This is a genomic window from Sphingobium sp. KCTC 72723, assembly GCF_014280435.1.
In the GTDB taxonomy this organism is placed as follows: Bacteria; Pseudomonadota; Alphaproteobacteria; order Sphingomonadales; family Sphingomonadaceae; genus Sphingobium.
The window spans coordinates 1,453,436-1,475,120 of sequence record NZ_CP060388.1; the positions used below are offsets into that span (position 1 = coordinate 1,453,436).

Annotated in this window: 35 protein-coding genes and 3 tRNA genes; 18 read left to right on the plus strand and 20 right to left on the minus strand. The window is 62.6% G+C overall.

The annotated features are described in order from the left end of the window. Window positions 1-57 precede the first annotated feature (57 nt). From SPBM01_RS07235 to SPBM01_RS07245, 3 genes are all read right to left on the minus strand, one after another. Window positions 58-133: transfer RNA gene (locus SPBM01_RS07235), tRNA-Ala, on the minus strand. Window positions 134-202: 69 nt separating this feature from the next. Beyond that, window positions 203-278, minus strand: a tRNA-Ala gene (locus SPBM01_RS07240). Window positions 279-470: 192 nt separating this feature from the next. After that, complete coding sequence (locus SPBM01_RS07245) at window positions 471-806, minus strand: TIGR02300 family protein (RefSeq protein ID WP_188064659.1); 336 nt, start codon at window positions 804-806, stop codon at window positions 471-473. Between the two features lie 178 nt (window positions 807-984). Between SPBM01_RS07245 and aroA the strand changes: the two genes are divergently transcribed. From aroA to SPBM01_RS07275, 6 genes are all read left to right on the plus strand, one after another. Beyond that, window positions 985-2,295 (plus strand): 3-phosphoshikimate 1-carboxyvinyltransferase, encoded by a 1,311-nt coding sequence (gene aroA / locus SPBM01_RS07250; protein WP_188065606.1) that lies wholly within the window; start codon window positions 985-987, stop codon window positions 2,293-2,295. After that, a complete protein-coding gene (locus SPBM01_RS07255) occupies window positions 2,292-2,540 on the plus strand; it encodes a CBU_0592 family membrane protein (RefSeq protein ID WP_188064660.1) in 249 nt (82 codons plus the stop codon). Before aroA ends, SPBM01_RS07255 begins: the two co-directional genes overlap by 4 nt. Continuing rightward, entirely contained in the window at window positions 2,537-3,172 is a 636-nt protein-coding gene (cmk, locus tag SPBM01_RS07260) for a (d)CMP kinase (RefSeq protein ID WP_188064661.1), read from the plus strand. The genes SPBM01_RS07255 and cmk overlap by 4 nt, the downstream gene beginning before the upstream one ends. Window positions 3,173-3,342: 170 nt before the next feature. Next, complete coding sequence (gene rpsA / locus SPBM01_RS07265) at window positions 3,343-5,055, plus strand: 30S ribosomal protein S1 (protein WP_188064662.1); 1,713 nt, start codon at window positions 3,343-3,345, stop codon at window positions 5,053-5,055. A 171-nt stretch (window positions 5,056-5,226) separates the two neighbouring features. Next, on the plus strand, window positions 5,227-5,517 hold the full coding sequence (locus tag SPBM01_RS07270) for an integration host factor subunit beta (protein ID WP_188064663.1): 291 nt from the start codon (window positions 5,227-5,229) through the stop codon (window positions 5,515-5,517). A gap of 66 nt (window positions 5,518-5,583) precedes the next feature. Beyond that, a tRNA-Leu gene (locus SPBM01_RS07275) sits at window positions 5,584-5,669 on the plus strand. 110 nt (window positions 5,670-5,779) lie between these two features. Here SPBM01_RS07275 and SPBM01_RS07280 read toward each other — a convergent pair. From SPBM01_RS07280 to SPBM01_RS07360, 17 genes are all read right to left on the minus strand, one after another. Next, complete coding sequence (locus tag SPBM01_RS07280; protein WP_188064664.1) at window positions 5,780-7,003, minus strand: tyrosine-type recombinase/integrase; 1,224 nt, start codon at window positions 7,001-7,003, stop codon at window positions 5,780-5,782. Continuing rightward, window positions 6,996-7,250: a hypothetical protein gene (locus SPBM01_RS07285; RefSeq protein WP_188064665.1), complete on the minus strand. Its 255-nt coding sequence runs from the start codon at window positions 7,248-7,250 to the stop codon at window positions 6,996-6,998. The genes SPBM01_RS07280 and SPBM01_RS07285 overlap by 8 nt, the downstream gene beginning before the upstream one ends. Then, window positions 7,250-7,492, minus strand: a complete 243-nt coding sequence (locus tag SPBM01_RS07290) for a hypothetical protein (RefSeq protein WP_188064666.1) — start codon at window positions 7,490-7,492, stop codon at window positions 7,250-7,252. The genes SPBM01_RS07285 and SPBM01_RS07290 overlap by 1 nt, the downstream gene beginning before the upstream one ends. Further along, window positions 7,489-7,881 carry a hypothetical protein gene (locus tag SPBM01_RS07295; protein ID WP_188064667.1) on the minus strand — a complete coding sequence of 131 codons (393 nt, stop codon included), beginning with the start codon at window positions 7,879-7,881 and terminating at the stop codon, window positions 7,489-7,491. The genes SPBM01_RS07290 and SPBM01_RS07295 overlap by 4 nt, the downstream gene beginning before the upstream one ends. Next, window positions 7,878-9,443, minus strand: coding sequence for a DNA cytosine methyltransferase (locus SPBM01_RS07300; protein ID WP_188064668.1), 1,566 nt, complete (start codon window positions 9,441-9,443; stop codon window positions 7,878-7,880). Before SPBM01_RS07300 ends, SPBM01_RS07295 begins: the two co-directional genes overlap by 4 nt. Beyond that, entirely contained in the window at window positions 9,443-9,856 is a 414-nt protein-coding gene (locus SPBM01_RS07305; protein WP_188064669.1) for a hypothetical protein, read from the minus strand. Before SPBM01_RS07305 ends, SPBM01_RS07300 begins: the two co-directional genes overlap by 1 nt. Continuing rightward, window positions 9,853-10,395, minus strand: a complete 543-nt coding sequence (locus tag SPBM01_RS07310) for a hypothetical protein (RefSeq protein ID WP_188064670.1) — start codon at window positions 10,393-10,395, stop codon at window positions 9,853-9,855. Before SPBM01_RS07310 ends, SPBM01_RS07305 begins: the two co-directional genes overlap by 4 nt. After that, the gene (locus tag SPBM01_RS07315; protein WP_188064671.1) at window positions 10,395-10,865 is read right to left on the minus strand and encodes a hypothetical protein; all 471 of its coding nucleotides are present in this window, start codon (window positions 10,863-10,865) and stop codon (window positions 10,395-10,397) included. The genes SPBM01_RS07310 and SPBM01_RS07315 overlap by 1 nt, the downstream gene beginning before the upstream one ends. Further along, window positions 10,862-11,281 (minus strand): hypothetical protein, encoded by a 420-nt coding sequence (locus SPBM01_RS07320; RefSeq protein WP_188064672.1) that lies wholly within the window; start codon window positions 11,279-11,281, stop codon window positions 10,862-10,864. Before SPBM01_RS07320 ends, SPBM01_RS07315 begins: the two co-directional genes overlap by 4 nt. Further along, the gene (locus tag SPBM01_RS07325) at window positions 11,278-11,421 is read right to left on the minus strand and encodes a hypothetical protein (RefSeq protein WP_188064673.1); all 144 of its coding nucleotides are present in this window, start codon (window positions 11,419-11,421) and stop codon (window positions 11,278-11,280) included. Before SPBM01_RS07325 ends, SPBM01_RS07320 begins: the two co-directional genes overlap by 4 nt. After that, entirely contained in the window at window positions 11,405-11,566 is a 162-nt protein-coding gene (locus tag SPBM01_RS07330) for a hypothetical protein (RefSeq protein WP_188064674.1), read from the minus strand. Before SPBM01_RS07330 ends, SPBM01_RS07325 begins: the two co-directional genes overlap by 17 nt. Then, window positions 11,563-11,829: a hypothetical protein gene (locus SPBM01_RS07335; RefSeq protein WP_188064675.1), complete on the minus strand. Its 267-nt coding sequence runs from the start codon at window positions 11,827-11,829 to the stop codon at window positions 11,563-11,565. Before SPBM01_RS07335 ends, SPBM01_RS07330 begins: the two co-directional genes overlap by 4 nt. Window positions 11,830-11,931: 102 nt before the next feature. Beyond that, complete coding sequence (locus SPBM01_RS07340) at window positions 11,932-12,318, minus strand: HIRAN domain-containing protein (RefSeq protein WP_188064676.1); 387 nt, start codon at window positions 12,316-12,318, stop codon at window positions 11,932-11,934. 4 nt (window positions 12,319-12,322) lie between these two features. Continuing rightward, window positions 12,323-12,742, minus strand: coding sequence for a DUF6941 family protein (locus SPBM01_RS07345; protein ID WP_188064677.1), 420 nt, complete (start codon window positions 12,740-12,742; stop codon window positions 12,323-12,325). Then, window positions 12,739-13,050 carry a helix-turn-helix domain-containing protein gene (locus SPBM01_RS07350; RefSeq protein WP_188064678.1) on the minus strand — a complete coding sequence of 104 codons (312 nt, stop codon included), beginning with the start codon at window positions 13,048-13,050 and terminating at the stop codon, window positions 12,739-12,741. The genes SPBM01_RS07345 and SPBM01_RS07350 overlap by 4 nt, the downstream gene beginning before the upstream one ends. A gap of 49 nt (window positions 13,051-13,099) precedes the next feature. Beyond that, window positions 13,100-13,594 carry a hypothetical protein gene (locus SPBM01_RS07355; RefSeq protein ID WP_223177799.1) on the minus strand — a complete coding sequence of 165 codons (495 nt, stop codon included), beginning with the start codon at window positions 13,592-13,594 and terminating at the stop codon, window positions 13,100-13,102. A 49-nt stretch (window positions 13,595-13,643) separates the two neighbouring features. Further along, on the minus strand, window positions 13,644-14,399 hold the full coding sequence (locus tag SPBM01_RS07360) for a helix-turn-helix transcriptional regulator (RefSeq protein WP_188064680.1): 756 nt from the start codon (window positions 14,397-14,399) through the stop codon (window positions 13,644-13,646). Here SPBM01_RS07360 and SPBM01_RS07365 point away from each other — a divergent pair. The 12 genes from SPBM01_RS07365 to SPBM01_RS07420 all read left to right on the plus strand — a co-directional run bounded on the left by SPBM01_RS07365 (window position 14,384) and on the right by SPBM01_RS07420 (window position 21,679). Continuing rightward, entirely contained in the window at window positions 14,384-14,638 is a 255-nt protein-coding gene (locus SPBM01_RS07365; RefSeq protein ID WP_188064681.1) for a hypothetical protein, read from the plus strand. The two genes, SPBM01_RS07360 and SPBM01_RS07365, sit on opposite strands and share 16 nt — an antisense overlap. A 227-nt stretch (window positions 14,639-14,865) precedes the next feature. Then, on the plus strand, window positions 14,866-16,329 hold the full coding sequence (istA, locus tag SPBM01_RS07370; protein WP_167331044.1) for an IS21 family transposase: 1,464 nt from the start codon (window positions 14,866-14,868) through the stop codon (window positions 16,327-16,329). After that, window positions 16,329-17,138, plus strand: a complete 810-nt coding sequence (istB, locus tag SPBM01_RS07375) for an IS21-like element helper ATPase IstB (RefSeq protein WP_188064682.1) — start codon at window positions 16,329-16,331, stop codon at window positions 17,136-17,138. Before istA ends, istB begins: the two co-directional genes overlap by 1 nt. 395 nt (window positions 17,139-17,533) lie before the next feature. Continuing rightward, window positions 17,534-17,998 carry a hypothetical protein gene (locus SPBM01_RS07380; protein ID WP_188064683.1) on the plus strand — a complete coding sequence of 155 codons (465 nt, stop codon included), beginning with the start codon at window positions 17,534-17,536 and terminating at the stop codon, window positions 17,996-17,998. Between the two features lie 44 nt (window positions 17,999-18,042). Then, entirely contained in the window at window positions 18,043-18,546 is a 504-nt protein-coding gene (locus SPBM01_RS07385) for a hypothetical protein (protein ID WP_188064684.1), read from the plus strand. Continuing rightward, on the plus strand, window positions 18,543-19,082 hold the full coding sequence (locus SPBM01_RS21750) for a hypothetical protein (protein ID WP_223177800.1): 540 nt from the start codon (window positions 18,543-18,545) through the stop codon (window positions 19,080-19,082). Before SPBM01_RS07385 ends, SPBM01_RS21750 begins: the two co-directional genes overlap by 4 nt. Next, on the plus strand, window positions 19,079-19,312 hold the full coding sequence (locus tag SPBM01_RS07390; RefSeq protein ID WP_188064685.1) for a hypothetical protein: 234 nt from the start codon (window positions 19,079-19,081) through the stop codon (window positions 19,310-19,312). Before SPBM01_RS21750 ends, SPBM01_RS07390 begins: the two co-directional genes overlap by 4 nt. Beyond that, on the plus strand, window positions 19,309-19,572 hold the full coding sequence (locus SPBM01_RS07395; RefSeq protein WP_188064687.1) for a hypothetical protein: 264 nt from the start codon (window positions 19,309-19,311) through the stop codon (window positions 19,570-19,572). The genes SPBM01_RS07390 and SPBM01_RS07395 overlap by 4 nt, the downstream gene beginning before the upstream one ends. A gap of 215 nt (window positions 19,573-19,787) precedes the next feature. Beyond that, complete coding sequence (locus SPBM01_RS07405; RefSeq protein WP_188064690.1) at window positions 19,788-20,030, plus strand: DUF2312 domain-containing protein; 243 nt, start codon at window positions 19,788-19,790, stop codon at window positions 20,028-20,030. A 68-nt stretch (window positions 20,031-20,098) separates the two neighbouring features. Continuing rightward, on the plus strand, window positions 20,099-20,389 hold the full coding sequence (locus SPBM01_RS07410) for a hypothetical protein (RefSeq protein WP_188064692.1): 291 nt from the start codon (window positions 20,099-20,101) through the stop codon (window positions 20,387-20,389). Window positions 20,390-20,484: 95 nt separating this feature from the next. Further along, the gene (locus tag SPBM01_RS07415) at window positions 20,485-21,231 is read left to right on the plus strand and encodes a hypothetical protein (protein ID WP_188064694.1); all 747 of its coding nucleotides are present in this window, start codon (window positions 20,485-20,487) and stop codon (window positions 21,229-21,231) included. Next, window positions 21,128-21,679: a hypothetical protein gene (locus tag SPBM01_RS07420; RefSeq protein ID WP_188064696.1), complete on the plus strand. Its 552-nt coding sequence runs from the start codon at window positions 21,128-21,130 to the stop codon at window positions 21,677-21,679. The genes SPBM01_RS07415 and SPBM01_RS07420 overlap by 104 nt, the downstream gene beginning before the upstream one ends. Window positions 21,680-21,685 lie beyond the last annotated feature (6 nt).

Genomic DNA, 21,685 nt, shown 5'->3' on the forward strand with positions numbered 1-21,685 from the left:
GATCGTGGCGGGATGCCAGAGCGTAGCTGTAAGTGATGCGCCATTTTGCGCAAGCGTTGGTGGAGCCTAGCGGGATCGAACCGCTGACCTCCTGCATGCCATGCAGGCGCTCTCCCAGCTGAGCTAAGGCCCCATCCGTGCGGCATGGCCGCATAGTCGTGGATCAATGCCATGTCCGGTAAAAAACCGTCGGCAGAAAAGATGGTGGAGCCTAGCGGGATCGAACCGCTGACCTCCTGCATGCCATGCAGGCGCTCTCCCAGCTGAGCTAAGGCCCCGTCACCATCATGAAGCGCCGCTTGGGTCCGGCGCCTCGGAGGTCGCTGCCATTAAGTCGCAGCAACCTCCTTTGCAACAATAAAATTGTCTTGGGCAATTTTCGATCCGATCGTATCGGCCCAGTTGCTCAAGTCTTTTGATTTTACGCGTTTTCCAAGTCAGCGGGTGTTTCCACCCGCTTCGAAAACGCTCTAGTTGTCGTCGCTGTCGTCGTCGCCGGGCGCTTCCACGCCCAGATCGTCGTCACCGCCCAGATCGACGTCATTGTCCGGCGAATCATCGTCCTCGTCCACGTCGAGATCGAGGTCGAGATCGTTGTCGACAGCCTCGACTTCGCCATCGGCGGTTTCGATGACCTTCTTGGGCGCTTCCTCATAAGGAAGCGGCTGCTTCGACTTCAGGACCGGCTCAGGTTCCCAGGCAGCGTTGCAATTGATGCAGACTACCGGATCATCCTTGCCAAGGTCGTAGAAGCGCGTGGCGCATTTCGGGCAGGTCCGCTTCGTACCCCATTCAGCCTTCACCATGTCCGGCCTGTTCCTTCTTCGATGCTCAAATAGAATTTGACGCGGCACAACTGACGTTGCCCGCGAAACGTGGCGCGCCTTGCCATAGCGCAAGCGCGCTGTCAAAAGCCGGGCGCATTTTTTCCCGCCAGACCAGACTGGACGCATAGTGACCGCTTCTGCCCAACTGCCCCGCCCGATGACCTTTTCCGCCGCATCGCCCCTGTCGGGCCATGTCACCGTGCCGGGGGACAAGAGCATTTCGCACCGATCGCTGATGCTGTCGGCGCTGGCGGTGGGGGAAAGCCGGGTCGAGGGGCTGCTGGAGGGCGAGGATGTGCTGGCGACCGCTGCGGCGATGCGCGCCATGGGGGCGGACATCGTGCGCGATGACGAGGGCGTGTGGCACATATATGGCGTGGGCGTGGGCGGGCTGTTGCAGCCTGAGACGGCACTGGACATGGGCAATAGCGGCACGTCGACCCGGTTGCTGATGGGGCTGCTGGCCAGCCATGACCTGACGGCGACTTTTGTTGGCGACGCATCGCTCAGCAAGCGGCCGATGGCGCGGGTGACCGAACCGCTGGCGCGGATGGGGGCAAGCTTCACGAGCAGTCCGGGCGACCGCCTGCCGCTGACGATGAAGGGCGCCTGCCCTGCCGTACCGCTGGACTATCGCCTGCCGGTCGCGTCGGCGCAGGTGAAGTCGGCGATATTGCTGGCGGGGCTGAACACGCCGGGCATTACCCGCGTGGTCGAGCCGGTGCCGACCCGCGACCATAGCGAACGGATGCTGCGCGGGTTCGGCGCGGACCTGAATGTCGAGGTCGAGGCCGACGGGGCGCGGATCATCACGCTGGTGGGTGAGGCGGAATTGAAGCCGCAGAATATCGTCGTGCCGGGTGACCCCTCCTCCGCTGCGTTCCCGATGGTTGCCGCGTTGCTGGTGCCGGGATCGCAAGTGACGATCGCCAATGTCGGGCTGAATGCGACGCGCGCGGGGCTGATCGACCTGCTGCGCGAGATGGGCGGCGACATTGCTGTCATCAATGCGCGGGAAGTCGGTGGTGAGCCGGTGGGCGACCTGGTGGTGACGGCGTCGGCGCTGCACGGCGTGGAGCCGGACCCGGCGCGCGCACCGGCCATGATCGACGAATATCCCGTCGCCTTCATTGCCGCCGCCCTTGCGCAGGGGCGCAGCGTGTTTCGCGGGCTGGAGGAATTGCGGGTCAAGGAATCAGACCGGATCGCCACCATGGCGGCGGGGCTGCGCGCCATCGGCGTGATGGTCGAGGAGTTGGAGGATGGCATCATCATCGAGGGGAGCGGTGGCGCGCCGCTGGCCGGTGGCGGGCCAATCGCCACCAGGCTGGACCATCGCATCGCCATGAGCTTTGCCGTGGCGGGACTGGTATCGCGGGACGGGGTGACGATCGACGACATGGCACCGGTGGCGACCAGCTTTCCGACCTTCGTGCCGCTGCTCCAGACACTGGGAGCGATCGCATGACTTTTGATCTGGCCAATATCGTCGGGTTGGCGGGCAGCGCGATGATGGTCGTGGCCTATGCCTACAGCAATATAGCCAAGACGATGAATTTCGTCCTGTTCAACCTGCTCAATCTGGTGGGATCGCTGTTGCTGATCTGGTCGCTGACCGTGCATTTCAACCTGGCGTCGATGGCGCTGGAAATCGTGTGGACGCTGATCGCGCTGCTGGGGCTGGCCAAGGCCATTCGGAGCAAATCGGCATGATTATCGCCGTCGATGGTCCCGCTGCGTCGGGCAAAGGCACGATCGCCAAGGCGCTGGGGCGGCATTATGCCCTGCCCGTGCTGGACACTGGGTTGCTGTATCGCGCGGTCGGGCTGGCGGTGCTGAAAAGCGGTGGCGACCCGGATGTCGCGGCGGACGCGCTGGCAGCGTGCGGGTTCGACGACATGACGCTGGCCGACCCGGCGCTGCGCAGCGAAGCGGTGGGCAGTCTGGCGTCGCGCGTGTCGGTGCATCAGGGGGTGCGCGACGCGCTGGTCCAGCGGCAGCGCGATTTTGCGACGCAGCCGGGCGGCGCGATATTGGACGGGCGGGACATCGGCACCGTCATTGCGCCCGATGCCGACGCCAAGATATTCGTGACGGCCAGCGTCCATGTGCGCGCCGAGCGGCGGTACAAGGATGCGATAAGCCATGGCGGCCATGCCGATATGGACAGCCTGATCGCGGACATTCAGGCACGCGACACACGCGACATGAGCCGGGACCATGCACCGCTCAAGCAGGCCGACGGTGCGGACTTGCTAGATACCAGCGATTTGACTATAGACGCGGCCGTCCGGCAGGCTGTTGCGCTTGTGGACGCACAGCTTGAAGGTCGCGCCAGCCGCTGACCCGTCAAGGCGCGCGGTTATGCCACGCGCCCTTTTCGCTTTTCAACGCCGCGCGTTCCCAAGCCTTCTAACCTGCGGGATATGTTCAGGATATTCGGTCCTGAACATGGTTTGGCCAAAGACCATCGGATCCAACCGGTTGGCCAGCAATGACGAGTGAAGGACTAACCATGGCCTCTACGGCATTCCCCACGCGCGACGATTTCGCCGCGCTTCTCAATGATTCCCTCGGTGGCGAGGACGGCGGCTTTGAAGGTCGCGTCGTCAAGGGCACCGTTACCGCCATCGAAAACGACCTGGCCGTCATCGACGTAGGTCTGAAGTCCGAAGGCCGCGTGCCGCTGCGCGAATTCGCGATGCCGGGCCAGAAGGCCGACATCAAGGTCGGCGACGAAGTCGAAGTCTATGTCGACCGCGTCGAAAACGCCCATGGCGAAGCCATGCTGTCGCGTGACCGCGCCCGCCGCGAAGCCGCCTGGGACAAGCTGGAAGCCGAGTTCACCGAGAGCGCGCGCGTCGAAGGCGTCATCTTCGGTCGCGTCAAGGGCGGCTTCACCGTCGACCTGGACGGTGCCGTTGCGTTCCTGCCCGGCAGCCAGGTCGACATTCGCCCCGTGCGCGATGTCACCCCGCTGATGGATATTCCGCAGCCTTTCCAGATCCTCAAGATGGATCGTCGTCGCGGCAACATCGTCGTGTCGCGTCGCGCCATCCTCGAAGAAACCCGCGCCGAACAGCGCAGCGGCCTCATCCAGACGCTGGCCGAAGGTCAGATCATCGAGGGCGTCGTCAAGAACATCACCGATTATGGTGCGTTCGTTGACCTGGGCGGCATCGATGGCCTGCTGCACGTCACTGACCTGAGCTACAAGCGCATCAACCACCCCAATGAGATGATCAACATCGGCGATACCGTCCGTGTCCAGATCATCCGCATCAACCGCGACACCCAGCGCATCTCGCTCGGCATGAAGCAGTTGGAAAGCGATCCGTGGGAAGGCGCGAGCGCCAAGTATCCGATCGGTGCCAAGCTGTCGGGCCGCGTCACGAACATCACCGAATATGGTGCGTTCGTCGAGCTGGAGCCGGGCATCGAAGGTCTGGTCCACGTCAGCGAAATGTCCTGGACCAAGAAGAACGTCCACCCCGGCAAGATCGTTTCGACCAGCCAGGAAGTCGAAGTTCTGGTTCTGGAAGTCGATCCCGAAAAGCGCCGCATCTCGCTGGGCCTCAAGCAGGCACAGTCGAACCCGTGGGACAGCTTTGCCGAGCGTCACCCGATCGGTTCGACCGTCGAGGGCGAAGTCAAGAATGCGACCGAGTTCGGCCTGTTCATCGGCCTGGACGGCGACGTCGACGGCATGGTCCACATGTCCGACATCGCATGGGGCATTTCGGGCGAAGACGCGCTGGCGCTGCACCGCAAGGGCGAGGCCGTTTCGGCTGTCGTTCTCGACATCGACGTCGAGAAGGAGCGCATCAGCCTTGGCATGAAGCAGCTTGAGCGTGGCGGTCCGGCTGCGGGCGGCACCACTGCTGCTGCTGCTGGCCTGAACAAGAACGCGATCGTCACCGTGACCGTGCTTGAAGTTCGCGACGGCGGCCTGGAAGTCCAGGCTGGCGAAGATGGCGCCACTGGCTTCATCAAGCGCAGCGACCTGGGCCGTGACCGTGACGAACAGCGTTCGGAACGCTTCCAGACCGGCCAGAAGTTCGACGCCATGATCACCGGCTTCGACCGTGCCAAGAAGCCGACCTTCTCGATCAAGGCGATGCAGATCGCCGAAGAGAAGCAGGCTGTGGCGCAATATGGTTCGTCCGACAGCGGCGCGTCGCTGGGTGACATTCTGGGCGAAGCGCTCAAGGCCAAGACCGAAGGCTAAAAGCTTTCGTCTTTCGACTTGTCGTTTAGAAAAACCCGCCGGACCTTATGGTTCGGCGGGTTTTTTCTTGTCAGTGTCTGGAAACGAAACGATCTTTTTGTTGCCTGATTGTCAACGCCTCGCAGAACCTCTATGCAATGAAGGGGCACAGCATAGGGGGCTGGAGAACCAATGATCCGTTCGGAACTGATCCAGAAACTGGCTGACGAGAATCCGGGGCTTAACCTTGCGGAGGTAGAAAAGATCGTCGATCTTTTCTTCCGCGAGATTGTGGACCGGCTGGCGTCGGGGGGCCGGGTCGAATTGCGCGGCTTTGGCGCATTCACCACGCGGGCGCGCGACGCCCGGACCGGGCGCAACCCGCGCACGGGGGAGCAGGTGCCGGTATCGGCCAAGCGCGTCCCCTATTTCAAGCCGGGCAAGGAAATGCGCGAGCGGTTGAACGTCAAGGGCGACGACTGATCCTGCCACAGCGGGCTTGACCTGACCCGCGCCAGCGGTCAGGGGAGCGTGACCGGAACGGTTCGCGCGGACGTGGCGAAATCGGTAGACGCAGCGGACTTAAAATCCGCCTTCCCCTGGAAATGCGGGTTCAAGTCCCGCCGTCCGCACCATTCTGTAAACGTTGGATTTTCCGGCGCGCTTCGGCGTTGCCGGGTTTCGTCGTTCCGACTTTTTCCGACATGTCATTCCGACAAATCGCGATCCGATCTGGCGGCGTCGGTCATGGTCGATCCTTCTCTTTCCTCGCCCGCTCGACAATGTGCCGCTGCCGGGCAGTGCCCGCGCTGCGCGCCTTTTCCTGATTCGCCTTGTTGTAGGTCGCCGTTTGCTGAAGCGTCCGGTGGCCCGATATCGGCCGAATGTCATATATCCCGGCATCGCCCATCTCGGTTGCCCCTCCGTGGCGGAAGCCTGTCATGGTGAAATCCTTGGGCAGTCCAGCCGCCTCGCGAATCGACCGCAGCCGACGGCCGACCTCGCGCTCGGTGAACCGCTTGCCGGTGCGCTCGTTGATGACGATGTGCCCCTGCCCGCGCTTCATGCGGGCCAACTCCGCCTCCAGTTCAGGATAGAGCAGCGCACCGCGCGCGCGGACGTCGTCATCCTCGCTGTCAGGATCCGGCGCACCGCGCAGGGGGATGATCTGGGTGTCGCCCGTCTTGCCTTGGCGCATGGCGAACTGGACGCCCGGCTGGTAATCCTCCCAGAAGAAGCCCCGTTCCTCGTCGCCCGGCTCAAGGATGTAGCCGAACACGTCCGACACGCGGCGCAACAGCTCGAAGGAGATCGCTGCGGCGGTCGCCAAAGACTGATGCCCCATCTCCCGCGCCTTTGCCCGGAACAGGTCATATTCAGCGCGAGTGTTGGCCCGGTTTCCCTTCTTCGCGGTCATCTTGATGCCCATGCGCGCGAACGGGTTGGGATCTTTCACCTTCTTCGCGCGAATCGCCTCATTCCACACGCGCCGGCACACCTGCATGCAGTATGCGCCCTGCCGGTCACCCTTCTGTTTGATGAGCAGCCGATAGAGCGCGTCCGCGTGACTGGCGTTGACCTCGACGGCGCGGCGCTGGCCAAAGGTCGTTGTCTTGAGTTGGACCGCCTCCACGATCGCCATCATCTCGCGATAGTCCTGGCGGGTGCGGTGACTGGCCTCCTTGTAGCGGACGTGGCCACGATACCAGGCGAACAGCGCCTTGACGCTACCCTCGGCAGCCTTGCCCTCCACACCCAGCCGCCAGTCGTCCAGCGCGGCATTGAGAAGTTCGGCCTTGCCGATAGCGTGCGACAGGTCGCTGCCCAGCGCTTCAGAATCGACCATGCAGACGCGACCGAACTTCTCGGCTGGCGGCTTCGCCCAGCTGGGGCGTTCCCAGAAATATGCAGTCTCGCCCTTCGACGTCCGCTTGGCGCGCAGGTAGCGCGGCAGTCTGATCTTAGCCACCCAGTCCCTCGAATTCGCTATCAATGTCGGTGGAGGTGCCGCCGAACAGATTGGCCGTCACCTTGTCCAGATGCTCGCGCAGATAGACCAGTTCACCATTGCGCCCGATTCGCCGGCCGGTCAGCGAGCCGGATGTCTCGAGGTGCGTGAACAGCTTGGGCGCCAGCCCGGTATATTGCAGGGCGGCGTCTCGGTTGAACGTGAGCGGCGGCGTGTTGAACGTCACCTGGCGCGCAGCGGCTCCCATTATTTACCCTCCTCGATCGCCGATCGCACGGCGAGGCCGGTCGCGTTGTTCCAATACATTCCCGGCAGCGGTCCGCCCGGCCCTTGGCGATGCCCCAGCTTGCGGCGCTCCAGCGCCTTGGCGACCGCGTAATCGGCACCGCTGCGCAGTTCGATACCCACGCCCCGCGCGCCCGTGACATCGTCCGGTTCGCTGTCCATGAGCATACGGCGCTGCGGCGCCGTGAGGTTGGGCCAGGTCACGCCGTACTCCTTTCGATCAAGAGGGAATGACGGATGCGCAGCCCCAGCCGCGTCAGTCGGCAATAGCCGCGATTGCGGTTCTGGAATGAATACCCCTCCCCGCCCACCATGATCCCGCGCCGGGCGAGCGCCGCGCAGGTGTCAAGGCCCACGCCGCGCGTTTCCACGACATAGGTAAAGTCCTGCCCGTCATCGTCGGCTGGCCGGTGGGGCTGGAGGCGGCAGAGCAGGCGCTTCTGCGGGTCCGACAGTCCGGCGACGACGACGGCAATGGCCGCCTGCCCTTCGGCGAGCATGGCGCGCAGCTGCTCGACATGACGCTCTGCGGCCCCGGCGCGGCGATCGGCCTCGTCACGTTCGGCGCGCAGGGTTTCGAGGGTGTCGGTCATGCCGCCTGCCTTTCCACGCGCTGGAGGTAGTGGCGGATGACGTTGACGGGCATGGAATTGCCCAGCGCCTTGTAGCGCGGGCCGTCTGCCATGCAGTCGGTCACAAGCCGATCACCATCTTGCCAGACCGACCGCCCCTCGATCGCCGCCAGTTCAGCCTCATCGGCGTCGACGGTGCGCGTCCGGTAGGGAACGGCAGTGAAGTGGTCGGGAAAGCCCTGAAGCCGCTCGCACTCGACCGGCATGAGGCGGCGAACGCCGGTGCTGGCGACATAGCTACGGCTGGACCCGCCGGACGCGGCCCGGATGTTGGCGGTGTCGTGCGGCCCCTCAAGCTGCGCGCCACCTTCGCGGCCTCGCATATCAAACGCAACGGCGTGCGGCTGGCCCGATGTCAGGCTGAATGATGCATCCTCGCTGATGCCCATGCCAGCGTCGCGCAGGCGCATACGGCCCTCCGCATCTGGTGACATGCTTTTGGCCTCACCGGTACGGCCGACGGCGTCGGCATGAACCGCATAGGCGATCGCCTGCGCCTGCGGACTGGATGATCCGAGCGACCCGAAAACTTCCTCGCTCGAACAACAATCTTCCCGGCTGTTAAATGCCAATGGAACCGCAACCAGATTCTGGCATTCGTCGCCGCACGGCCCGCCGGACCCCTTGGCCCATTTGGACGACACGGTTGCGCTTACCAGCATCGTGGCCGCAGTCTCCGCCCCCATTCCCGGCTGGCGCGCGCCGCCCGTCTGGTTGCCGCCTGCGGGCAATGTGGCGGCTATCTCAGCGACGTGGCGGATCAACCCTCCATCGCAGTCGAAGTCGGTGCCGAGGCCCCCGCCTCCAGTGCTGCGGCTAGGGATGGTGGGAGCCGCTTGCCCCGGTTCGCGGCGCGGCGGATGATTCCCGTGCAGGCCAGTGCGCTCAAAAAGTACCGCAGCGGGATCAATCCCGTCCACAAAACTTGCGACAAGGATGACACGCGCGCGGCGCTGGGCCAGGCCGAAATATTGAGCGTCCGAAACGCGCCACGCGGCTTTTCCGAAGGGTCCATCAACCATGCCCGCACCAGGCCACCGTCCGCGTTTGAGTGGTGAAACGATGGGGGTATCGCTCCCGACAATTCCTGCCAGGAAACATCCGAAGGGGTTGTCGGCGTGGGAGAGGATGCCGGGGACGTTTTCCCAGAGGAATCCCCGGAGGCTTCCAGCGCGTCGAAGAGCGTGAACAAGGCGAAGGAACTCCATGGTGAGATTGCCGCGCGCATCGGCCATGCCGCCGCGCAGGCCTGCGACGGAAAAGGACTGGCACGGCGTCCCGGCGACCAGCCATTGCGGCAGGGTGACGCCCAGCCTGCGGAGGAACCGCACGCGGATCGCGGTGAAGTCGCCCCAGAGCGCGGGACCGCCGCCCTGGCGAGTGCGGCGCGCATCCTCCGCGCCATGGCGATAGGACATGATGGAGCGCGGTGCCGCCTCGATCTCCGAGGCGAGCGACCATCGCCAGTGCGGCATGGCGACTTCCGGCGCGCCGATGCCAGAGCAGACGGTGGCGGCGATCATCAGTCCGGCCTCCCGATCATCTCATTGTGGACAGCGACGATCGCGCACAGAGCGCCCATCGCCGCATGGTTGTCGCCGAAGCTGACAAGGATGGTGCGCGCCCGCGTGTCGTCATCGATCGCGGCGATGTGCAGGCCGTCGGCTGGCCATATCTCGTCGGTGCCCAAGTCGCCCGATACGCGGTCGCTTTCGAGCCACTTCTTGCCCCAGTTCGCGCGCAGCAGTTCGCAGGCGGCATCGAAAGGATCTGGCGGGTTCTGCGGCACGCCGTGTTCGTGGCAGAATTTGCATGACGCGGGGTTGCGGCGGCAGTGGGAGATCCGCCCCTCCGTGCCCGACCGCGTGATGTGGCAAGGCCCCCACCGGCTCATGCCGATAGTGAATTCATCCGTTTCGGCACCGAACTTGCTCATGCCGGCGGCACCTCTTCCGGGCCATTGATGAAGTCCAGCTGTGCGCCATGCAGGTCGCAACACTCTGCGAACCATCCGCGCAGCGTGGCCGCCAGGCGAGCCTCCAGTTCGATGGCGTGTGGACCGTCCATGTGGCCGCCCTCCCATCCGTCTTCACCCCAGACTTCATCCTCCAGAAGCTGCTCATTGATCTGGTCAGCGTCAAAAATATGAAAGTTAGGGATCTGGCGCTTGGCCTGTAGAATCCAGACCGGCTCACCTGGCATGTCCGCGCGAGCGGCTGCGATCGTGCTATCGCGGTCGATGCCTCCCATGGTCCACCATTCTGCGTCGTGATGGCCGGCATAGAACCATCCCGTCGGGTTTTTGATTGCAGGCTCAAGGCCAACCAGCGCATCAGATGCGAGATCGGCTAAGCGCTGGTTGGTAGCAGCCTTCTCTGCTTTCCCCGCCCCGCGATGCTCCCCAGCATAGAAGGCGAATTGATCCCGGCATTTGATGAGGGCGGCGCTTAGCCGCGCGATCGTGTCGTCGGCCATCACGCCATCTCCCCGCAGCCACGCCCAACCAGCTCACCGTTCGCGCCGCCGGTGAAGTCGCGCCAGTGGACCCAGCCATTGCGGCAGTCGAAGCCCCACTCACGCTCTTTCGTGCCGGTGAAGAACAGCGACACGGCTGGCATACCGTCGATCAGTTCAAGGCGGTGCATCGCGGTCGCGGGGCGCGTGACGACGTCGCCAGGCTGGCGGATGAAGATGCCGTCGGGCGTGATCTCGCGATAGCTGCCCGCGATGAGGTAGGACGTGTTCGCCCACGGGTGATCATGCAGCGCGCGATCGTCATCGTCGCGCAGGATCCGATGCAGGTAGACATTCTGCTGCTCATTGCGCGGGATGATCCACCAACGTTCCAGATAGACCGGATCGCCGATCGGGAAGTCGCATGGCCGCGCCATGACGGATGCGGCCCATGACTGCATGTCGGCGAGGGAGGCGTAGCCGACGTTCATGCGCGGCTCCCTTCGAGATATTCAATCTCCCAGGTCGGATGATAGAGGCCGACGTAATCCGACCCGTCGAGCTTGATCCGCAATCGGGCGCCTTCGACTGACACGATCGTGCCGTCCTGCGGCTGGTCGTCTCCGGAATAGCGGATGCGCCCGCCGATGGTGACGGGCACGCCATACTGGCGGCTGATGTAGTCGGCGCTGGCCTGCATAGGATCATCCTGGGGCATGGCAGATCGACCGGCCTCGACGGCCGACCTGCGGGTTCGCAATGACGACGGGGGAGAGGTCCGATCGTCCGAGGCTACCGTCCGATGCGCGCGGGTCGCGCTTGCGCACATTGAGGACAGTGGGGGAAGGTGGAGAATGGCGCGGAAGCGTTCGGCCTGCGCGGCGGCGGTGCGGGCGACGGCGATCATTGCCCTGCCCCCGCCACGACACGGCAGGCCATGGCCAGCAGCTTGAAACTGAAAAGCCACATGCCTGCGCCCAGGGCGCAAGCAATGCCGACGACGACCGGCGAGAGTGCGCAGCCGCGCGGATCAGCGTCGGGGCGCATGTACGGCCTCCTGCGGGATCGGTTCGAACAGCAGGGCGGCGGCCATTTTGTCGCGGTAGTGCCAGAGCATATGGACCGTCATGGCGAGCGAGCCGATGCCAGCGGCGGCGAACAGCGAGGCGGCGAAGATTGAGAAGGCGCTCATGCGGCGATGCTCGACTTGATCGCGACCAGGCCTTTCAGCGCTGCGTTGGCGTCGTCACCGTCAGCGGTTGCGATTTCAGCGTCGCCCCAAGTGCCTTCCGCCTGAAAGTGGCCGTCGCGATGGACGTGGATGCCCAGCCAAGTGAAGCCGTAGCTTGCCCGCATCGATGCCAGGATACTGCCCAGAGCGGCGAATGCCACCTCCGGGTCAAAGTCGGCAGGAATGTCGGGATTGACGCCTCTCAGGCGATCGATGCCAACCATGATCTTCTCCCCACCGTCTCTCGCGCTGGCTGGATGCCGAGCGGGTCAGGTGATGGAGAAACAATACATCACGTATCGTTCATGTCAATACGTTATGTATCGCTATTCGTCGGGCGGTATCCAGTCGGGATAAAACCCGTCTTCATCCTGCGCTGATTCGGCTGGCAACTCAGGCAGCGTCGGGATCTCACCATCCAGCCCAATCCGAATGACGGCGCCCCATGCCGCCCGATCCTGAAAGATGGCCGCCGTAATCCGCCCGCGCGCCAGGTAGGTGTGGATGAGCTGCGCCTGAAAGGATTTCACATAGCCGATCTGCACGCCGCGCGTGCTGAACGCCGCCACCGCCTGGGGATCGACCGGGTTTTTCGGCTCAGGTACGAGATGCACTTCCTCGCCCGGCGTGGACCACAGGATCTCCGACCGGCGGTTGGACTTGTCCTTGTTCGGGTGGTCAGCGCCGACGATGGCGAGGGAGAGTTGCGACAAACTACTACACAGTCAAAAAATTAATTGACCCTGTAAGGAGGTCGCCGTGCGACCCGCGCAATACAACCGAATAATGCCCCGGAACCGGGAAAACAAAAGGCTCTCCTATTACCCTCATGACGATCGATCCGGTCGGATCGCCATATTTGAGCATCGCCGACTGGCATTCGTCAATGACCGCCTGCTCCAGCTTGGATAAAAACATGGACTGCCCGTTCGGCGTGATCATTATCAGGTCGAAGAGTTCGAGCTTGGCGCCCGCCAGCAATGTAATCCTAGTGTAGATACAAAACTTAGTAACGGCTGCTGGAAAAGCTGGCATGCCGATGTTGCTAGGCAATGCGCCGACCAAGCTCTCCTTGTTGCCAAGCTCCGCGCGAAGATCTTCACAGAAAATCGACACCGCCTGAACGCCGGGAATCATGCTGGCACCTCGAATTTTTTGCTATTGGCACGCAAAGTGGCAACATCGTTGCCGAATGCTGAAGAGCTGGATCGCAAAGCGGGAGGCACAGCTGGTAGAATATTACCGCGACCACTTACTGGCTTTTCAACGAACTTCAGGTCGACATCGTAGCCCATCGCCCAGGCGAATTCAGCAACCCTACCAATGGACATGTCATCGTTGCCGTTGAGTTGGCGGTTAATCACGGACCGATGTACATCGAGCTGTTCAGCTATAGCGGCTTGTGTCAGTCCAGCCGCTTTGCGAACCTCGAAAGCCTTTTGCACCGTGCGGTGCGCCTTTGCGACAAATCGAGCAGCCGCACGACGATTGCCCTTAACTCCAGTTCGATATGACATTGTCAGGTTCCGTCCCGCTGATATATTCAGCTTCATCTCCGAAAAACTTAATTCTCAAGTCTGAGGCTTCGTTGATGTAACCGGTATATAAATTATGCTCTAGAATACGATGCTTGGTATCAACTGATGTCGCGATGAAAACGTCTTTCAGATAAAACCAGCCAAACATTCGAACATCTGGCGTCTTTATCTCCCAAACCCCTTTAGATTTTGGGTTCAAACACTTAAACTGTTCGCTCGTATATAGCTCAGTTCCATCGCAAAAATCCGTAAATACAGCGTCAAGCTGCTCCATCGGCGATGTTTCAAGCTGACGATCTGAGGCGGCGTGCTGAACGCGATCCGCAATCTGATCACGAACCTTCTTAAACATATAGATTGTACGCGCCTCTAGAACATGCGCCTCCAGTTCCGGATCATACCGCTCGATTACGCCCGATGCGATGAGCTGCTCAATCTCATTTGTTGACATGTAGGTCAACAACCCTTGATTATCAATGAACGAAAAATGCGTTCGGTTTTCAATGCCGCCGCCCCGACCAAACCACCCGCCCGATAATCCGCACATCCTCGACCGACACGACCTTGTTCGGCACGATCGGATTGTCGGAAATAATTTCCACCTTGCCGCTCTCGGCCAGGCCGATGCGCTTTACTGCTCCCGCGCCATGAAGGCTTATCGCCCAGATGCGGTCCCATTTGTTCAGCTGGTTCTGCATCGTGTCGATGACGATCATGTCGCTGTCCATGAGTGTGGGGAGCATACTGTCGCCCACACCGTCGGCCACCAGCAGGCGGTGCGCTGGTGACGGGCTGATAAGGCGCAGGATGTTCGGATCGAACAGGGCGACCGCTTCCTCGACATAGTCGTCCAGGTTGGTGCCATCTCCCATGGCAAAGCCCAAGTTAATGCGCTTCAGCGCGATCGCGCCGTCGCCGTCGGCAGCGCCGCGCACAAGAGGCAGATCCGGCGATGGAGCATCCCCACCTTCACCCATGAGCCACGGGGCTTGAACCTTGAAGGCCTTTGCGTAGCGCTGCGCTGTCGCAAAGTCGAAGCCACGGGTGCCGTTCTCATGGTGACGGTAGGCCGCCGACGACCATCCATAAGCATCGACAGCCGCCTGCGCGCTTTGATATCCTGCATCTATTCGGGCGCGCCGTAGCCGCGCGGCTGGTTCTGAAGACATATGACGATCAATACACAGCGTAGCGATACGTTGGGTATTGACTTGACCGATACGTATTGTATCAATGCGGCATGTCTCACCTGTCATCGATCTATGCCGTCTGGGATGGCAACGCGGAGGCGCTCGCAGCCGATATCGGCGAAAGCGGCGTCCTTGTTCGCCAGTGGAGGAACCGGGGAAGCATTCCCGCGCGATACTGGCAGCGGATCATCGATGCCGCTGGAAAGCGCGACCATGTCGTAGCGTGGACCAATTTCATTGCCCCGGAGGATATTTCGCCCGCCCTTTGCACCACATGCGCGGCGACAACTACGATGGCCGGTTGAGCGGCGACTATGATGGCCGGTAGGATCGGTTGTCTGGTCTGATCGTAGGGAGGGGCGCAGCCCCGACCGGAGAGCGGACCAGACAACCGGTGGCGATCTTTTTCCCCTTCTTTCGGGGGGCAGATCGGGGCTGTGGCGGGCGGTGGTATCGGAACACTCATCGAACAACGAGCGATGGGTTTGCGATGCCGGGCCACCACATTTCCGATCAGCAGGTATTTCTCTTCATGACCCATCGTCGCCAACACACCCAGGCCGTCGCGGCTGCCAAGGCCGGTATCAGCGAACGCAGCGCACGCCGGATCGAGAACGATCCGCAGCTTCCGTCCCAGAAGAAGAAGGAGCGCCACTGGCGCACCCGCGCCGATCCGCTCGAGCCATTCTGGCCACGTATAGAGGAGTTGCTCCAGATCGACGGTATCATTGCCGTCACGGTCTTCGAGACGCTCCAGGACGAGTTCGGCGAGGATGCTGTTCCCGATGCGATACGACGAACACTGGAACGCCGGATCGCCCGCTGGCGGGCACTGCACGGCGGCGAGAAGGAGATCTTCTTCCCGCAGCATCATGAGCCCGGTCGGCAGGGCCTGTCGGATTTCACGGTATGCGACAGTCTCAAGGTCACTGTTGCCGGCGAGACCCTGGCCTATCGCCTCTACCACTTCCGCTTGGCGGCGAGTGGCTGGGAGCATGCGGCTGTCGTGCTGGGCGGGGAGAGCTTTGCCGCCCTTTCGGAGCACCTGCAGGATGCGTTGTGGAAGCTGGGCGGTGCGCCGGCCGAACACCGCAGCGATTCCCTGTCAGCCGCCTACAAAAACCTCAACGCCGATGCGCAGCGGGATTTCACCCGAAGCTATGACGAGCTGTGTCGTCATTACGGCATGCTTGCTACCCGCAACAACCGCGGCGAGGCGCACGAGAACGGATCGATCGAAGGTCCCCATGCCCATCTCAAGCGACGGCTCGATCAGGCCTTACGCCGGCGGGGCAGCCGCGATTTCGTCAGCATCGAGGCCTGGCGCGAGTTCGTTGAGGCGCAGGTCGCCAGACAGAACCGGCGACATGCTGCGCGCATCGATGCAGAACGCAGGGTACTCAAGGCGCTGCCCGCAAGGCGAACCACCGATTTCGCCATGGTCACCGTCGATGTCACCCGCAACGGCACCGTCGCCATCGATCGGGTTACCTATTCGGTGCCTTCCCGCCTCGTCGGACGGCGCCTCAACGCGCATCTCTTTGACGATCGCATCGAGCTCTTCCTCGGTCCAGACAGGGTAATGTCCACGCCGCGTGTGCGGATCAGTCATCCCCACCGGGGGCATAGCATCGATTTCCGGCACATGATCGGTAACCTGCGCCGCAAGCCCGGTGCACTGCGCAACCTCGTCTACCGCGAAGCCCTCTTCCCCGATCACGCCTACCGGCGGGCCTGGCAAGCCTTCGATGCCCAACTCGATGGACGGCAGGCCTGCCGCGATGCCGTCGCGCTGCTCGATATCGCCGCCAGGGGCGACTGTGTCGACGTGCTGGCCCGGCGGATCGATGAGGCTCTCGACAGCGGGCGCTTGCCCGATGTCGATGCGCTCAGGGACGAGTTCCTGCCAACCGCAAGATCGCAGCGCGATGTCGCTATCCCGCCACCCGATCTGCACAGCTACAACAGCCTGATCGCCAGCGGGGAGGTGCACTGATGACCCGCACCAAGGATCAGGCCGCCGCCGTACTGCCTACCCTGCTGAAGGCCTTGCGCCTGCCGAGCATCAACCGCAACTGGAAGCGCCTCACCGACACCGCCGATCGCGATGGCTGGCCGGCCGCCAACCTGCTGGCCTCGCTTCTCGAGATCGAGATGGCTGATCGCTCCTCCCGGCGCATCCAGCGCCATCGCGACCAGTCCGGCTTGCCCGCAGGCAAGACCTTCGCCACCTTCGATTTCGACGCCGCCCCCGGCATCCGCAAACCGCACCTCTTGTCCCTCGCCGCCGGTGACGACTGGATCGAGAACGGCGGCAACCTGCTGCTGTTCGGCCAGAGCGGGACCGGCAAGACGCACGCAGTTGCCGCCATTGGCCATGCCCTCATCGACACGGGGCGGCGCGTCCTGTTCTGCTCCACCACCGACATGGTCCAGAAGCTCCAGTCCGCGCGCCGCGACCTCAGCCTGCCCGCCATGCTCGACAAGCTCGACAAGTTCGATCTCATCGTGCTCGACGATCTGTCCTACGTCCGCAAGGACCAGGTCGAGACCAGCGCCTTGTTCGAGCTCATCGCCCACCGCTACGAACGCCACTCGCTCGCCATTACCGCCAACCAGCCATTTTCGGCATGGGACAACGTCTTCCCTGATCCCGCCATGACTGTCGCCGCGATCGACCGCCTCGTGCACCACTCGACCATCATCGAGATGAACGGCGAAAGCTACCGCAAGCGTTCCGCCGTCGCCCGCATCAACGCCGGCGATTACGACACGCCCAATGGCGCCCCGGACCGGCCATCATAATTGCCGCTGGCTTCGCGCTCGGGAGCACCCTTGCTGAGGCAACGGGTAATTGTCGCCAGCGCCAATTACATGCCAACCATCCCATGCGCTTCAAACCCTCGCTTCCGGCCAGCGCCAGCGACAATTACCCAGCGTCGTAATTGTCGCTCGACGGTTGCTCCTCGCAACAGCAAATGGTAGCCAGAATTCACCAACCGGCGCGGCCACCTATCGGCCATCAAAATTGACGCCGACCGGACACCGTAATCGTCGCGCTACACCACATGCGACGCGCGGCTGGACGACATGTCGATCCGCGCTTGCGGCGTGCGTGACTGTCCCAATGCACAGAAGGACGCGGCGTGATGAGTGGATGCTGTGATCATGGGGCCGGTCTACGCGCAGGTGCGCCCAGCGTGTTGGGCAAGTTGCCCCGCCTCACCCAAAGTTCTTATCGCGAGGCTGTCAGCCAGACCGTCAGCGCGCTCGCCGCGCCGGAAGGCCTGACGGATCAGGACATGGCAGAACTGATCGGCGCGTCTGCTGCGACGGTCGGCAATGCACGCAACCGCAAGGGCGACCTGTCTCCGCTGCCACTTCTTGGCATCGGAAAGGCGTTCGGCCCTGACGCGCTCAATACCATCCTAGCCCTGATCGGCGCCAAGGCGGTGCCGACCGACGCGATCTGTTGCGGCAACGTCTCGCACATTCCCGTGGCGATCGCGCAGGCGCTTCCGCTGCTGATCACGCTGTTTGGCGATAATGTGTGCTGTGACGACGACGTGCGCACCCTCGACAAGGCGGGCGCCATCGACACGATCATCAAAGCGGCTGGCATGATGGAGCGCCGCCGCAACGAGGTTCGGCTGAAAGACGGCTGACGAGATTTTGAACTGAGCGGGCCGGTCGGCCCAGGAGTGACGATATGGAAAGCGCGAACAGCGCGGTCCCGGTCAATGCCGGTTCCGCGAAAGATATTATATTGCCCGGCCGGAACGGCAAGCGGACGCCGCAACAGGTGGTCCGCGACGACCGGCTGACCAAGATGCTGCGCGCGCTGGAACGTGCCGCAAACGCTGGCGTCCCCTGCCCCAGTAATGACGACCTGTCGCGGACGCTGGGTTATGCCAGCCCGTCGAAAGCCTCCGACCTGATCGCCATGCTGGAGACTATAGGCTTGATCACGGTCGAGCGCGGCCGCGACACACGGGTCGTGACGATCGTGAAGACCGGGAAGCGGACGGCTGGCAAGGTCGGCAGGCGCAGGCAGAAAAACGGCTGGACCGACGATCAGGAAGCAATCCTGATGGATGGCATGGCGGAAGGCCTGACCTTCGCGGCCATCGGCAAGATTCTGAAAAAGAGCAAGAACGCATGCGTCGGCCGGTTCCACGCACTTGCGGCGAGCATGGGGCATCAGGCGGCATGAGCGTTCATCTGTCATCCCTTCGCCAGCCCCCCAAGGTCGGACGTTTCTATCTTGTCCCGGTGATCAGGGACTTTCGGTATATGGGCCGTGTCGGTACCTCGCCGGTTATAGGCCCAGCACACACTGATAACGGCATCCTGAATTTCCCTCATCGTCATTACCACGTCGACGCCCGCTTCCTCACGGCTGCCCAAGTCAGGTTAATCGAGAACTGGACCGGCAACACGGTTGATGGCGCTGTCGGGCAATGGCCGCTTCACGACCGAACAGTAGAACTGCCCCGCGGTCGTCCGGCTGTTGCGCGCCGGAAATGCCGATCTGCGGATTCAAACTATGCCCACGGCGGCAAGCCAACTATTCAGCAGCTCCGCAAGTCATATGGCGATGAGGTGCAACCCGTTCGGTTGCCAGACGGTCGTGTGCTTTGCCCTCACCGTAAAGCGGATCTGACACAATACCCCGCCGATGGTGATGGCATTGTCACCTGCCCACTGCACGGCCTCCGTGTATGCGTCGGCAAGGCAGTCGCAGCATGACGCGCCGCTACCGCCGTCGCACCTTCGCCGAGGTGTCGGCCCAGGCGCGCAATGATGAACGCGGACAGGTCGCCGACTTCGGTCGCTGCCAGATCGCCGCGGTCACCAATCTGATCGCGGCTGGCAAAGTTGATGCAGAAGGCGGCACGTTGCTTTGCACCCGGCTGGGCACGTTCGTTGAGCAGATCGAACAGGGCCTGCATACTGCCCCGGAAGCGCGTGACCAATGACCGGAAAGAGAATCTGGCAGCGCCGCTGTAGCGATGCATCTTCCGGTGCCGAGCCTATTGGTAATGCCGAGATGGCTGTGCGCCGTGCCGATGGCAGCAATGGCAGTGAACGACTGCACGGCCGCGTCGAGTCGCTGATCGCCCGTACCGCTGACACGCTGGCGGTACCCGCTCAGTTCTCCGCCCGTCGGCCGGACTATGCCCGCGCGTATCTGGGTTTCGAGGTCGCCGACGCCGCTGAGGTGTCCAGTGAAGATTGAGCCACGCCCCGCAACTCCGGAGCAACAGCGCGAGCGGCTGGTGGCTGCAGTGACCTTTGGCGAGGCTCGTCGTGATCGGGCGGCTGCGAAACACGCGGCTGCCGTCACCGAACGAGATGCCTCCGTCGCCGATCTGGAAAGGGCAAAAGCCCACTTGGCTCACTGGGATGTCGCGCATCCCGACCCGCAGAGATCTATTTTTGAGGAGATACCGAATGTCTGAAGGCAATGTCGCCGCCGACCAATTGCGCTTGCTCATCGAGCGGATCGAAAGGCTCTCAGAAGAAGACAAGGGGATCAGGGACGACATTAAGGACGTCTATCTGGAGGCGAAGGCCACCGGCTACGACCCTAAGATCATGCGCCAGATCGTCCGCCTGCGGAAGATGCAGCCGCATGACCGGCAGGAGATGGAGGCCATCCTCCAGACCTATCTTGCCGCGCTAGGGATGGAGTAAGGGCGATTTCCAACTCGGTCCGCCTTCCCTGGCCATCGCGCCCGCTTTCGCCAAACTTCCATGGCAAGATGCGCGACAAGTTGCGGGCGAAGAAATCCTATCGCCAGGCGTGCTGGGCAGCCTCATTGGAGGCAAAGCTCCGCGCGCCTGACAGTGAGAGGATCGCGCTGCGCATTGAATTCTTCCCGCCAGACCGACGGTCGCGGGATGACGACAATCTTATTGCCAGCTTCAAGCATGGTCGGGACGGCGTCGCGCTGGCGGTGAAGGTGGACGATAAACGGTTCCGCACCGTTCCCATATTTCATGATGAGATCGTGCCTGGCGGCGAAATCATCGTCACGTTGGAGCCGCTATGAGCAAGCGTCCTGCATTTCAATTCTATCCCGGTGACTGGCGCACCGATCCGGGCCTGCGGCTTTGCACCATGCTCGCGCGTGGGCTTTGGATCGAGATGATGGCGATCATGCATGAGGGGGAGCCTTATGGACATCTGACCGCCCAGGGTCGCCCTATCTCCGATGACATGCTCGCTCGCCTCGTGGGCGAAAGCCCGGCGGCGGTGAAGCGCGCCATCAAGGATCTGGACGCGAACGGCGTGTTCTCGCGCACCGATGATGGCGTGATCTACAGCCGTCGCATGGTGCGTGATGAGGCGGTTCGTGATGCGCGCGCCGCCGGTGGATCGCTGGGCAAGGTCCATGGCCAAAAGGGGGCTTCCCATGGAACAAAGGGGGGGCGTCCTCGCAACGAGAAACCCCCCTTGGATGATGATATAAGGGGGGTTATTTTACCCCCCCCTTCTTCTTCATCTCCTTCTCCATCTTCAATTGTTGTTGGTGATGATGATGCAGGCGCGATCGATATCGCTGCCCTGACCGACGAACTGGCAAGGATGGCGAGAGTTCGCCACGTCGATCCCAGCCGCATCGGTCAACACATCGACCTGATCCGAGAATGGATCGGCCATGGCGCAACGCCCGACGACATGCGGGATGCGGTGCGCGAAGGCATCACATCAGCGTCAGCCGCCATCCACAGCCTCAAATATTTCAGCGGCGCAGTCCGCCTCAAGGTCGCCAAACGGGAGAATGAACATGGGTCATCTGGTGAAGGTTCAGCCGCAGCGCACAGCGGTGACGAATTACTGCGAGCCGCCGCTGCACGCCGCGCTCGCCGCCGCGCTGGACAGTCGGATTAGCGTGTTGGAGCTTAAGGTTCCAGGTCCCGTGGGCCGCGCTGCACTTCAGGCATATGTTGATGCGGCTCGACCACCTCTCGCCGATGAAGAGGAGATCGACACAATCATTTCGGGCCTGGCCGTGGCACTTCCGCGCGCAAAGGGCGACGGCGCTGTAGCCGAGGCAAAGCTGGACATTTACGCATCCGCCCTCGCCGACATCCCATTGGTCGACCTGCGCGCGGGTGCCGATCATCTGATCAATACGGCCCGGTTCTTTCCCACTGTATCCGAGATCCGCGCCGCCGCTGCGCGCACCAGGGGCAAGCGCACAGCGCGCATAGCGCGGGCGGAGATGATGATGCTGCGACATGACCGGGAATGGGTGCCGCCATACGACGCGGAGCATTCGGCGCAGGTTGAGGCGACGGTCAGCGATGCGCTGGCGTCCCATCCTTCGAAGCGGTAAAGAACA